A 12,500-nucleotide genomic window follows, 5' to 3' on the forward strand; every position below is an offset into this window, starting at 1 on the left:
TAAACGCAGATAATTTTAGGGTGTTTTCCGATTTTTGCAATTCAAGTCTAGTTAAGTCAGGTTTAAATTCCCTGACGCGCCGCCGAACTCATTGCGATCGGCGATTTGCCATTGAGATACATAAGCATCAAAAAAATGACTATTCTTTCCCGCCGAAATACTGCGAATTCGGCATTGACAGGTTGGCCTTATATTGTTCCTTTACTTGTCCGCGCCGCCGAGAAATTACCAATTCGATCTTCTAGGATTAAGGGGGGTAACATTAGGAAACCGACCTTCTGGGCTAACACCGTTTAAACCTTTTGATAACTCTTGTGCAAAACTTTCTTCACGGATTTCTGCATCAAACTTAGCTAGGTCAATTTGGTTGGGCACCTGCATTGTAAACCCTATTATTACTCGATACTGCTGGTCGTCGCTTTTGTTATAAGCAAAAACGCTGGCTGGTTTAAAGCTCTGGATGCGACTCACCAGTTGCTGGAAAGCCGCAGTTGGAAACTCTCTAAAACCTGCGGGTAAGTCTTGTAAAGTCAGGACTAACTTGGACAATTCCGCTGCGGGAGTTGGAATATCGGCAGACAGAGTATTGGGAAGAGAGCGAACTGCAATTGCGATCGACTTTTCGCCAACTGCGCCGCCCCATCCAGCACTAATTAGCAAACACACCAAGAACACAATTTTTTTTTCATTAATCTACCCCAAAGCGCTATCTTTTATTCTGCCGCTTCTAATTCCTCTAATTCTTGCGTAGACTGCCATCCAGCTTCCCAGAGCGATCGGTCTTTAAGCTGTTGGGCGTTCAGCCAGAAACGGACATTCGGATCGCAAGATGCCACCATTTCTGCAAATACCCATTTACCTTCATTTTTGCGGTTGACTACTTGAAAGTGGCGCCACCCCCAAGTTTTTTGGTGTGAAGTCCATCTGGAACCAAGTAAATAAGGAAATTTTTGTTTTTTCGGCACAGTATTTTGACAAAAAAATATTAGAAAGCAAGTTAATAGTCATAACTCGTTCTGTTCGATAGTATTAATCATAAATAAAAATTGCTCCCAATTTCAACCTCTATACCCGATTTGTGGTAAACAAGGTTGCCCGGTTCCCACTCTGACCATCCTCAACTCTGGCCACCAACCCGGAGAAAAATTTCAGATTGTTGCTGGCTAATTATGGAAATGCTGCACCTAGTCCAATTCATATCCGCTGCAATCACTCAGACGCGAGTTGCTCGATCCCAGGCAAAGAAAAGCCACAAGCCCAAAAACCTCAACCTCCAACACCGACAATATCTTGATTTTTGGTGCTGCTTTAGAAGCTTTTAGACATTTAAATTGCCGATGTAAATTCTCTACTTCCCAATCATCAAATATTCTTCACTTCTCCTCCTTTGCCCTTGGTCTCCAACAAAACAGCTAAACTCTATCTGCAAGTAGATGCGTTAATTGTAACTTGTAGGAGCTGCGCCTTCGGGGTCAAAATTAAGGGCAGTTCAGTAACTGCCCCTCTAATTAGTTATACCTATTCAATAGGGTTGATTTTTGGGCTGCTCCACAAATAGCAAATTTATGCAGCACTCGCTAAATCGTGAATCTCAAATCTAAAAGCAAATAACCCAGGTTATAGTTGTGCGCAATAATCCGTTCAGTGAAACTCAGTCAAAACTACTTTGCGAGCAGGTTTGGGGTTCTGTTTCCCTGGTACTAAAGCGGTTGACCGCTGGTTGTCCACAGGCGTTTTGTGGTACGCAACTCTGGATAGAAACATTTTTTCAATCTCAATCGTGTCTCATTGACGCTATACAGCTCAACAAAAAAGCACTTTTAAGCAAGATTGATTAATTTATGCGATCGAAGTCGGTGCCGCTTAACTACTTCCGTGTGAGGGCTTGTGACCCGATAAATCCATAGGAAGTTGGGGCAGCCGGAGCCGCACCGCATTTGTTTGCAGCCAGAGAGTGATGGCGTGCTTCCGCTGTGGAGTCACGTACTCTCCGGGTCTGATCACGCCAGCACAGACGCCGATGTTTTTAATAAGGGTTTCTCGCTCCGATGAACTTGCACCCTGTAGCAACCTGACTTGGGCTTTGATAAAATCCACGTTCATAGCTGAAAGTAAAAGTAACTAAAGAACTCAGTTAAATAGCGATGCTTTGATTCCAATTGTAACTCTAAAACCACTTGGTACCAATCAAATTGATTCGATATCCCCTAGATGGGGATCGGGGCCTCTAGAGCTAGCCAACTTTATTTACTTTATCTGTTTTTGCTCCTCAAAGTGTCACCATGCTAGCAGTTTTTCCAGAATTATTCATAGTTAAGAACTGTTACAAATTTGGCGCGCCTCCGACAATAATGCAGAGTTTAGTGCTAACGCTACTTTCCTGTACTCACAAAGTTCAGCATTGTCTCCCGATCGCGGGCTTCGTACGTTTTAGCCTCCCCCATTGGGAAGGGATCGATCGCCAAACATTCCTGTTCGATCGCCCCCTTAACACCCAGACACTCTCAAATCACCCTATTAATTTCAATCCGTCCCCAAGGCTGGCTGTCGCCTATAACTTCAGGCATACGTATTGTTACGTGGGCTACCATCAGCCAGCAAGTTTTGATTGTTGTTTGTCGATCGTATATTTTTTGTTTGTCTTGCAAATGCCTTATTTGTGTTAATTAGGACAGCTTTATGATGTCCGCGCTAGCGAAAACTCGCAGTTGGCGAATCCCGACATTTTGCGATGTGTAGCGGTGAATCTGTTTTGAAAATTCCTTGGGGGCGATCGCACGCCGGTCAGAATTACCAGCAACTGCTCATTTTGTATAATTTTTAACACATCAGTCAATCATAACCATCTCAAAACCCCACGATCTCTCCAAGTATTCGATCTGCTACTCGTTGCTAACAGCCCAAAATATCGGTCAAAACAATTAAGGTGGCAATCCCTGCACCGTCAACCTTAAAAGTGGCGATTTTGTCTTCGTGCGGGTGGTGAATAAAAGTTATCTATCCCATTTGCCAGTCTATAAATTTTATATCTCGTATTACTTAACCTGATAGCTTAAGTAATCAACCACCTAAATTGATTTATTTTATTGGATATTTAAACAGACTTATTTAGAAGTTTGTTAATGATTTTTTGGGCAAAAAAATATCTAACCAGCCCTCATTCCGGTAAAACAACGTGGTTTTTGACTTAGGAGTGGCAGGTTTATCGAGGTCGGTACGTGGATGAAAGATATTAATTAGCTAGCAGCTAGGAGAGCTTTACCTATCCAAAACAATATCTACCATACAACAGATAAAATCCCCTGCTGCTGCCTCGGCCCAGGGGAAATGGTGCATCAAATTATTGGTTTAACACGCTGGATGTATCGCTGTTATATTGCAGTATTAAGAGTTCGCGAGCGAGCGAGCGCTCTCAGCTTTATACCTAAGATAATTTCCCGGCTTCCCACCGGGAAATTATCAAATAAATCAACCTTTTTTCGGGCGTTGCAGCTTAGTTTTCCAAGTCGCGATCGCCGCCTGTGCTGGCTGATAACTCTTAGTACCCGACGGCACCAGCGAAGCAGCTTCAACAGCCTCTTTCAGCCTTCCCTGAGAGCCGCGCAACTGAGCAATTTTGAGAATCGTGTCGCTCCACTCTCCAATCAACTGCTGTGCTTCTTCATACTTGGGCTGACCGGCCTGAATTTTATTCGCTTGCTGGATGCCTTTACTGTAAGAAGAAGCTGCCCCGCGCTTAATTTGACTCTTAGCCGTCGATAGCAAAGTAGCATTTACTTGCTGCTGTTTAGCTAAATTATCCCACTGAGCGATCGCCTCTTGAGACTGATTGTAAACCGCCTTATTGACATCGGGCATCAATTTAGCCGCCCCGATCGCCCCCTGGTAATCGCCCCGAGCCGCCCGCCCGTTAGCAATATCCAAAATCGTCAAACTCCAGCGCTCAATATCCTGCTGGGACTGTGGGTAGAGCGGATCGCTAGGCGGAATCGTCCGAGCCTTAACCACCGCTCTATTAAAACTAGAAGCCGAACCATCCTTGAGGAAAGTTTTCGCCTCAGCCCATACCTGCTGGCTCGACGGCGCCTGCTTAGTTCCACTCCCTGCTTGCACCGCCCGCGGTTGGTTGGGTGAGACTCCAACACCACCAGAATTTTGCATACCAGGGTTTTGAGCATTCTGGGCCGGCGATCGGGGGTCTCCTTCCTGCTGACCGAGAAAAATCGATCTGTTGGTCACAAAAACACCCAACAGCAACACCAAAGCCGTAGCCCCACTCCACAAAATGAGCTGCTGTACAAAGGATTTGTCAGAACCGGCATTATCCACATCCTGCCGAGGAGGTAAGTTCGGTAGATCGTCCCCCCCAGCAGCAGGCACGACAGCATTCGAGCGATCGAGCGGCGGCTTCGAGGGCGGCGCATTAACCGCGTTGTCAGCAGCTTCAGGCAGCTCCATGCGAGCGGCAGCCGCCACCATTGGCGGGCGTTCGAGCCCCTGGGTCGCACCAGCCGTCATATTGCCGTTGCGTCCGGCCAACGCAGCCGCAGGCACCCCAGCAGCATCCGGCAAAATCACTAAATGAGTCTTTCCGGGAGGATTGACCACCATCAAAGGTTGTTGTTTCGGGCGCAAATGATGGTCGCACAGTTCCGGGAGCCGATCGCTCAAGAAACGGTCTAAACCCTTAAGCGTCAAGCACTGTCCCGATCGCAACCCCTCCAAAAGCGCCGTCGTAAAAAATCCTTGACGCAAAGCCGAAGTTTCCCGCGAAACTTGATTCGGGCGACAAGAAAGCACCGTCGGGATTTCCAGTTCCCGCGCCAGCTCTGCCGTTTGAGTGCCGATCGTTTCCCCCGCTTTCACAATCTGGCTGCGGTTCATATCTACCAGCACTAACACCGTTTCGGTAGGAGCATTTTTCAGAGTATTCAACAACAACTCTACCGGAATCCCCGTACCCTGAATGTCAGCCGGATTGCCGTCAACCGGCATCAAATAATCCTTACCTTCATAGCTGACACCGTAGCCGCTAAAAAAACACCAGAGTAAATCTCCCTGTTGCAAGTGATCCCTGCACAGGCTTTGAGTCAACCTCAGAATATTTTCCCGATTCGGATACGTAGATTGACCCCACAGCGATGGCGAGCTATCGGTCATCAGCAGACATCCATCCGGCGCAAAACCCGCCTCCTCAACCAAAAAAGTGTGCAGTGCTTCTGCATCCTCTTGGGCATAACTCAAAGGCTGGAGTAACTGATATTGATTGATCCCTATTGCAATACAAGCGTGATGTTTCATCCCCATATGCCCTATATATATAGTGGACAGCTTGCACAAAACGATAACACATCGTCGTTGAACGTTATACCCACTTTCGCCAGCAGTCAGATAGGTGTTGTCTTGAGGTAGAAGTGCCAACCACGACCACAATGGAGGGCTGTAGAACCGGCATTTTTATATATTGCACAAAAAAATATTTCTGTGCCTGCATTCAGAAAAATGACGTTAAATTGAATACACAGGCGAGTCTATTTGTTCTATGTGAACCTAATTTTCCGCAAACTACACCAAACAGGAGTAACGCGCCAATGGTCTCTACCGCCCAAAAAGAAATCTCTGCCCGCAGCGAATCGCTACTCAAGCAAAAGCATCCTAAAAGTCACAACCATTATAGGTTTCAGGATTTTTTTGCCTTCGATCGCTCCTTTGGTACAATTAGCGACTGGAATGAGTCGCGCAACATTTTTACCAGCGAAGACTTCATCATCGGTTTGGTCGAGGGACTCGAAGAAGAAGTAGGCCCGGCTTCCTCTGTGATCATGTATACTATTGGTTGCCAGTGGGGGCTCCAAGATTCCGAATTTTTTCAAAAATGGTTTAGCGCCGAATTCAGCCAGAACATTCGTCAGTCGAATCTGATGTTTCTGCTAGAAACTTGGTGGTGGCCTTTCACTGCTCAAGGTTGGGGACGCTGGGAAGTTGACATGAGCGATCGCAAACACGGCTGCATCTTCATCAACCTCTTTGACTCAGCAGTTGCTCGTACCTTAGGCGATGTAGGCAAACCGGTTTGTCACTTATACGCCGGATTGTTCGCCGGTTTCTTCGGAGCTCTAGTCAAAAAGCCTCTGAGTTGTATAGAACTTCAATGTTATTCCATGGGAGAAACCTATTGTAAATTCCTCCTCGGCAACCCAGATAAAATTGATGCAGCAGCATTCTGGCTCAACGAAGGTGCCAACGCCCGCGATATTCAAAATCGACTGCAACACGGTGAAATATTGCGATAAAAAACCTGGAAAGGCACATCCCCTGCCCTGCCTTTCCTCCCACTAATTTCGCGAGTGCGAAAATCAATCGTGGGGTTCTCCAGGCAGGAAGAAAGATGAAAAGTCAAACTTCATGGTTGGACAAGTCTGTCCAAGACTTCTTTGGTTACTATAATTGGCAAAGGAAACCTTTAGAAACCGAAAATGGCTCAACCCCCGGTCAAGTGCTGGCTTTGACCAGGCCAGTAGCAGACTTTTTTCAAGCTATTTCTTGGGAAGGAATTCCAGAAGTCGGCGCCTTACCCCTACCGCCACCCTTGCCAGCAATTTCTATTTCTGAACCAGCAGAAGTCACTATTGACGACCTATTCGACCTGTTTTAATATTTGTGGGGAAGCCCAAAAAATAGCCCTCTTCCCTCTTCCCTCTTCCCTCTTCCCTCTTCCATCATCCTTCCTTCCTTCCTTCCTTCCTTCCTTTTATCAATTACCGATCACCACTTAGTTAAAATCATGCACCCTGAGATTGAGGCGCTGCTAGATCAGGCAGAAACCCGCTTTTTAAAAGGCGAAGAACTCATAGCTTTTAAGCGTCAAGCTGCAACCCTTGCCCAGCGCTTAAAAATTTATGAATTTTTGCGAGAGAAGGAAGCAAGCATCTTTCAACCAGTAGCCAACAAGCTACAAGAAAGCTTCCCTAACCAAAAAGAAGAAACCTTAGAACGATCGCTCAAACACTGGGTGTTAGTCTTGCGGTACTGCGCTATGGCTATGCTGTTGAACGATCGAGAGTTTCTCGAACAGCGACTCCTAGACTGGGTTTCTGGCATAGTCGAAGCCCACCAAACTCAAAAAGTCGAAGCAACTGTTTGCACTCTGCTGGAAACTCGTTTAAAAGAATTGCTTTCAGAGCAAGCTAGGGCAATATTGCAACCATTTTTAGACCAAGCAAAGTCAATGATTGTTGACCGCGACAATCAACAGTAGGCAACAGGTAATTCCTCAAAAAAATAGTAATTTAGGTAAGGTAAATTATGAGTAATAACTAAAAATCTCATTTCAAACTTAATCCAGAATATTACTTTTTTGTAAATTACCAATTGCCAATTATCTAGATCGAAAATCAGGATTTTTTTCCTTGTTCTATCCCTAACCCGAAATAATTGGTTTCAAGCCGGAACCTTTTTCGGGATAAATTAAAATCAGACAATTCATTACTCCAATACTCGGACTTCTTTTGTCAAGTGCCCTCAACTGTCAAGCCCTCAACTGTCAACTGAAATCCCGTACCTTGCTCGTTGCCGAACTTCCTCTTCCTTCAACATCCCAATTCCCGATTAGCAATTACCGATGATTAATATTGCCGACTTACTCAAACAGCCCCGAATCCCTGGAAATTACTTTGCCAGCGATGCCTACGTCCGAGGCGACCTCGAACTCGGTCTGCTGGAAAACCGCCGGGGCGATCGGCTCATAGCACTGCCAGAAACACTTATTCAAGCCATTTATATCGGTTTAGAACAAGAAACCGGCCAAGCATCCCGCCTCGTCCTTTTCAACTGCGGTCGCTGGTGGGGGAAAAACTTCTACGTGCGTTTTTGCGAAGAAGTCAGCGAATACTACGGTCAGCCAGTTTCCGAAATGGAAATGGTAGAATTTATTCAGTCTTTGCAACAGTGCTGGAAAACTCACGGATGGGGTACATTTGATTTTGACCCCAGCCATTCCGAACAGGGATTTTTAATAGTAAAAATTGGCAACTCTCTGTTTGCTAAAACAGCTCCCAAGTCGAAGCGACCTACCTGTTTTTTAGAAGCAGGCATCTTGAGTTCCTTCTTCAGTCAGCTCACGGGTCGCGAACTGCACTGCATCCAAACCTCCTGCGAATCCTTGGGCTCCGATTGCAACCGCTTTATTTTAGGGCTGCGCGATCGCCTCCAACCAGCAGATTCTCTGGTCGAAGAAGGACAAGATCATGAAGCGATCATCAGTCAACTTTGCCAAAAAAGCTGACTTGTTTGACTGCTATTAATATGTTGTTAATAGCAGTCCTAGTATTTTTTATTTTCGATTTTCCCTGGAAATGGAAAAACCTGTCGAAAAAAAACAAATAATATAATAATAATTTTTTTTTTTTGGCAGTGAGGACTTTAGTCATTACTACAAAACTTTCTTCCAAATTGTCGGGAATTCAGCGGACATGGTATGATAACTGCTAGGGCGGGGAACACAGACCTACAGTTGCTTTTTTGGAGATAGTGGTATCAAATAAATCATTCCGCAACCATTACAGCCACCACAACATCAAAATAGTGAGTTAAATTATCAAAAAGCTACCAGTTTCAAAAATGGTTTTATTTATAAAAAAATCGCAACTCGCAGCTCCAAAATTATTAACTTACCAGAGCAACTCCCAAAAATAAAAAAATATCACAACTTCAAACTTTTTGCTCTAACTTAATGGACGCCAATGAACTTCTAAATCGATATGCAGCCGGCGAAAGAGACTTTAGACAGGCAAACCTGCGCGGCATTGTGTTGAGTCCGATCGATTTATACCGTTCCAGCGATGCCCCAACTCTACGTTTAGCAAACCTCAACGAACACCAGCACCGACCCTACCTAATCGGTGCCAACCTCAGTCAAGCCGACCTCACCAAAGCCCATCTGAGCCGAGCCAATCTCAGCAAAGCCGACCTGAGCGGAGCCAATCTGACCGGCGCCAACCTGATGGCAGCCAGTCTCAGCGGAGCCAATCTCAGCGGAGCCAATCTCACAGACGCCAACCTAGCCGGAGCTCACCTGAATTGGGCAAACCTGACCGGAGCCATTCTCTTCAAGGCAAATCTCATCGGAGCAGACATGAGCGCGACCAACCTTACCAAAGCCAATTTGGGCGAGGCAAATCTCAGTAAAGCCTATCTAATTAAAGCCAATCTCAGCGGGGCCAACTTAAAAGATGCAGACTTGACTCTCGCGAGTCTCAAAGACGCAGACTTGACAGAAGCACACCTCACCGGCGCCGAATTGTCTAAAGCCAACCTAGCCGGAGCCAACTTAACCAGAACCAACTTCAGCCAAGCCAACCTGTTGAAAGCTAACCTGAGGCGAGCTAACCTCAGTCAAGCCTATTTAAACGGTGCGTGTTTGAGCGAATCAGACCTCAGCGAAGCTTGCTTGGACAGAGCTAATTTGTGCAAAGCAGACCTAAGGAAAACCTACCTGAGAAAGATTACTTTGAATGGCTCTCACTTAAGCGGTGTCAACCTCAGCGGGGCAGATCTGGGTGGTGTAGACTTGAGCCGCAAACTTTTAACGGGAATCAACATGGCAGAGGCATTATTGAGCGAAGCTAACTTGAGCGGTGCTTATCTGATGGAAGCCAACTTGAGCGGCGCTAACCTCACCAAAGCTAACTTGAGCGGGGCCTACCTGATCAATGCCGACCTGTCTAATTCTTGCCTGCATGAAATTGACTTGAGCAAAGCTAACCTGAGTAAAACTAACTTGCGGAAAGCTGACTTGACAGGAGCCAACCTCCGCGGAGCGATTCTGGGTGAGGCAGATTTGAGGGGAGCAAAATTGATTGGAGCCATTCTTCCTAACGGCACAATTTATCACCGTTAAGATGATGGCAGTCCACCAAAATAATGTAGCAACTGTCGCCCCCTGCTCCAACTCTTGATAAAATCACTCCTTCCCATCAAAAATCTCAAAGGGCATCACCTCCTCCTTGATTATTTACCGAGTACAGTGCGGTTGATGTCGAGAATCGGAAAAAATAGGCTGACTTCTTCAGCAGTCAGATATTGTTTCAGTACCTTTTTCATCACATCGTAGGTTACGGCCGAACTATTTCGAGCTTGAAAAGCGCCTAAAATAGTTTGAAACCACAGCAGCAGCCGATCGCGCAACCGTTCAGTATCATTAATTAAAAGTGCTGTCGCCGAATGCCTCAACACGCGCACAGCATCCACGCGCCACTTAGCGGTCACATCTTGAGAGCCCCGGCGAAATAAACTCGGGTCGAGAGATTGCATTTGTGCTTCTACTTGCCGAATAATTTCTTTTTCAGAGGCTTGAAGTTTTTTATAAGCACTAATCCGGTGATTCAAAGACTGAAAGTAGTCTTTCAAAAATTGGAGCTCGTCAGTAGTGGCGTAGCGTCCGTCTGCTTCCATGCTCAAACGTGCAAGTTGGCTCAACATATGAATTTTTTCTTTTGGGCAACAATCAGTTCAAATCCAACATATCAAGTTTTAACTTAATTGGCGCCCCATCCCCTATCCGCAGCTATATTAATAATTGGCGTTGTATAGTTCAAGCTTCTTTAGTCCGAACTAAATACTGCCCTACTTGGAAGCGGGTTTCATTAAGCTGTGTAACGATCGAACGAGTGATTAACTTTCCCGATTCCACAACCACTTGACCCGTAATTGGGTGCAACAAATCTTGCTGAGCCCGACGGCCGATCAGAGCTTCTACATTTTCAATAGCATTAATGTACATCCCCGCAGGTATCTGTACCACTACACCCTCGCCCATGATTTGAGCCTGACAAGCAAGTCGCGAATTCGCTTTAGCTGTAGTAATGACTTCCAGCGTTCTCCTCTCGCGGCGGTTCATCTCAGACAAGCCTTCCATACCGTCTTTAATGTAAACGTGGCAGGTAGCGCACATTCCCCGCCCGCCGCATTCTTTGAGAACGTCTAAGTCTTTGGAAAGTAAAGCAGCCAGAATATTCGATCGGGTTTCCACTGCCATTTCTTCGGCAATTGGATCTAGTCTAATAATTTTAACCATATTGATTTTTCATTTTGTCAAGTTCTGTATGCCAGCAAACGTGAGATTTTGAAAGTTAAAACAATTTTTTGTCTCCACCCAAAAATTTTAAGAAGGCTTCACAGCCTCGGCTTCGGGTTCTAGAACCCAGATTGCATAACCGCTAGCGGTTTTAGTAATCGCTGTTGAGTCGCCCCGATTCCCCAGCTTGGCCACGATAGCTAAAACCTTAGAGGGTTCTTGAACGGCCTTGAAAAAACTGTAATACTCGCGATCGACTAAAATAGCAGCCACAGGTAGTTCCAGATCCGGCACCCGAATCCGGCAAGATTGATATTGAGTCCTAAACTCTAGGATTTTAGTAGGTGCGACTGTGCGATCGCTTTTACTCGGTTGAGAATGAACCTGAGATAACATAGGCTGTACCTGGCGATCGATTCAAAAATTTGAATTTTTGTCAGAATTCTTTACATATTTTAATACTAGCTCAAGCATTTCCTATAATTAGACCAATGCAACATTCTAAGTACCGCATTTTAGGGCTAGTCGGACAAGGGCAATTTGGTCGAGTCTTTTGTGCTAGCGTTCGAGAAAGTCCGGCTAAGGACTCCCGTCTCACCAGCCAACTGGTTGCTCTCAAAGAACTCAGCCATCAAAAAGCCCCAACGAGCGAATTCTTGCGAGAGTTGTGGTTTCTGATTACCTTGCAGCACGCCAACATAGTAACGTGCCGAGCTCTAGAACACACAGCTACAGGCAGGTACTTGGTGATGGACTACTGCGAAGGAGGAACCCTGCGCAACCTGCTCAAACAAGACCGCCCCTTGCGACTGCTCGAAGGTTTGCAGCTAGTTATGGAACTTTTAGCAGGCTTAGACTACGCCCACCGCCGAGGCGTAGTTCACTGCGACATCAAACCCGAAAATATCCTCCTAACTCTAGGCTCCAAAGGTTGGTCGCCCAGGCTGTCTGACTTTGGCATCGCCCGCAGGCTGCCAGAAATCGGTACAACTCGCCTCCACCAAGAAATTTCTCCCGACGCTACCGTAGGTTCCCCCGCTTACATGGCCCCAGAGCGGTTTTATGGTCTTTATTCCCCCATGTCAGATATATATGCAGTGGGAATTCTGCTGTTTGAGTTGCTGATGGGCTACCGCCCTTTCGGCGGCACCCCCGGGGACTTGAGATGGGCGCACCTGAATCAACGCTTGCAACTTCCCGATGCCATCCCCGAACCTTTGCAAGCAATAGTCAAAAAATCCTTGGAAAAGCTGCCAGCCCGCCGTTTTGCCAGTGCTTCCCAAATGGCTCAAGCCCTGCGGCTGATCATGTACGATCCTGCTGTCAGGCAATTGGGAGACTGCATTGTTCCTTGGGAAAACCGGGGAACCAGTGGCGTGAAACCTCTGCATCCGGAAACTGAGTCTGTGCTGGAAGTTGAAGAGGA

Annotated in this window: 14 protein-coding genes (1 of these 14 running past the window's edge); 6 read left to right on the forward strand and 8 right to left on the reverse strand. The window is 46.2% G+C overall.

All coding sequences use genetic code 11. The features are described 5' to 3' along the window. Nucleotides 1–225 precede the first annotated feature (225 nt). The 5 genes from QT974_RS15210 to QT974_RS15230 all read right to left on the reverse strand — a co-directional run bounded on the left by QT974_RS15210 (nt 226) and on the right by QT974_RS15230 (nt 5,301). On the reverse strand, nt 226–675 hold the full coding sequence (locus QT974_RS15210) for a hypothetical protein (protein ID WP_333469306.1): 450 nt from the start codon (nt 673–675) through the stop codon (nt 226–228). Between the two features lie 38 nt (nt 676–713). Beyond that, nucleotides 714–965, reverse strand: coding sequence for a TIGR02450 family Trp-rich protein (locus QT974_RS15215; protein ID WP_333469307.1), 252 nt, complete (start codon nt 963–965; stop codon nt 714–716). 898 nt (nt 966–1,863) lie between these two features. Next, nucleotides 1,864–2,103, reverse strand: a complete 240-nt coding sequence (locus QT974_RS15220; RefSeq protein ID WP_106148444.1) for a hypothetical protein — start codon at nt 2,101–2,103, stop codon at nt 1,864–1,866. 401 nt (nt 2,104–2,504) lie between these two features. Then, a complete protein-coding gene (locus QT974_RS15225) occupies nt 2,505–2,648 on the reverse strand; it encodes a hypothetical protein (RefSeq protein ID WP_333469308.1) in 144 nt (47 codons plus the stop codon). Between the two features lie 820 nt (nt 2,649–3,468). Continuing rightward, on the reverse strand, nt 3,469–5,301 hold the full coding sequence (locus tag QT974_RS15230) for a caspase family protein (protein WP_333469309.1): 1,833 nt from the start codon (nt 5,299–5,301) through the stop codon (nt 3,469–3,471). A 290-nt stretch (nt 5,302–5,591) separates the two neighbouring features. On the opposite strand from QT974_RS15230, the gene QT974_RS15235 reads away from it, so the two are divergent. From QT974_RS15235 to QT974_RS15255, 5 genes are all read left to right on the forward strand, one after another. Beyond that, the gene (locus tag QT974_RS15235) at nt 5,592–6,293 is read left to right on the forward strand and encodes a V4R domain-containing protein (protein WP_333469310.1); all 702 of its coding nucleotides are present in this window, start codon (nt 5,592–5,594) and stop codon (nt 6,291–6,293) included. 95 nt (nt 6,294–6,388) lie between these two features. Further along, nucleotides 6,389–6,655: a hypothetical protein gene (locus tag QT974_RS15240; RefSeq protein WP_333469311.1), complete on the forward strand. Its 267-nt coding sequence runs from the start codon at nt 6,389–6,391 to the stop codon at nt 6,653–6,655. Between the two features lie 129 nt (nt 6,656–6,784). After that, nucleotides 6,785–7,258 carry a phycobilisome protein gene (locus QT974_RS15245; RefSeq protein WP_333469312.1) on the forward strand — a complete coding sequence of 158 codons (474 nt, stop codon included), beginning with the start codon at nt 6,785–6,787 and terminating at the stop codon, nt 7,256–7,258. Between the two features lie 363 nt (nt 7,259–7,621). Next, on the forward strand, nt 7,622–8,284 hold the full coding sequence (locus QT974_RS15250) for a V4R domain-containing protein (RefSeq protein WP_333469313.1): 663 nt from the start codon (nt 7,622–7,624) through the stop codon (nt 8,282–8,284). A 447-nt stretch (nt 8,285–8,731) separates the two neighbouring features. After that, a complete protein-coding gene (locus tag QT974_RS15255) occupies nt 8,732–9,898 on the forward strand; it encodes a pentapeptide repeat-containing protein (RefSeq protein WP_333469314.1) in 1,167 nt (388 codons plus the stop codon). 110 nt (nt 9,899–10,008) lie between these two features. Here the strand turns inward: QT974_RS15255 and QT974_RS15260 are convergent, their stop codons facing one another. The 3 genes from QT974_RS15260 to QT974_RS15270 form a co-directional block, all read right to left on the reverse strand. Next, complete coding sequence (locus QT974_RS15260) at nt 10,009–10,479, reverse strand: phycobilisome protein (protein WP_333469315.1); 471 nt, start codon at nt 10,477–10,479, stop codon at nt 10,009–10,011. Between the two features lie 112 nt (nt 10,480–10,591). Continuing rightward, nucleotides 10,592–11,074: a 2Fe-2S iron-sulfur cluster-binding protein gene (locus tag QT974_RS15265; protein WP_333469316.1), complete on the reverse strand. Its 483-nt coding sequence runs from the start codon at nt 11,072–11,074 to the stop codon at nt 10,592–10,594. Nucleotides 11,075–11,161: 87 nt separating this feature from the next. Continuing rightward, nucleotides 11,162–11,470: a hypothetical protein gene (locus QT974_RS15270; protein WP_333469317.1), complete on the reverse strand. Its 309-nt coding sequence runs from the start codon at nt 11,468–11,470 to the stop codon at nt 11,162–11,164. A gap of 95 nt (nt 11,471–11,565) precedes the next feature. On the opposite strand from QT974_RS15270, the gene QT974_RS15275 reads away from it, so the two are divergent. Continuing rightward, on the forward strand, nt 11,566–12,500 hold the 5' end (the start) of the coding sequence (locus QT974_RS15275) for a serine/threonine-protein kinase (protein ID WP_333469318.1). It continues 985 nt past the right edge of the window; 935 of the gene's 1,920 nt are visible here — the first part of the coding sequence; its start codon is at nt 11,566–11,568; the stop codon falls past the right edge of the window.

Source organism: Microcoleus sp. BM001215392, assembly GCF_036700185.1.
GTDB lineage: Bacteria > Cyanobacteriota > Cyanobacteriia > Cyanobacteriales > Microcoleaceae > Microcoleus.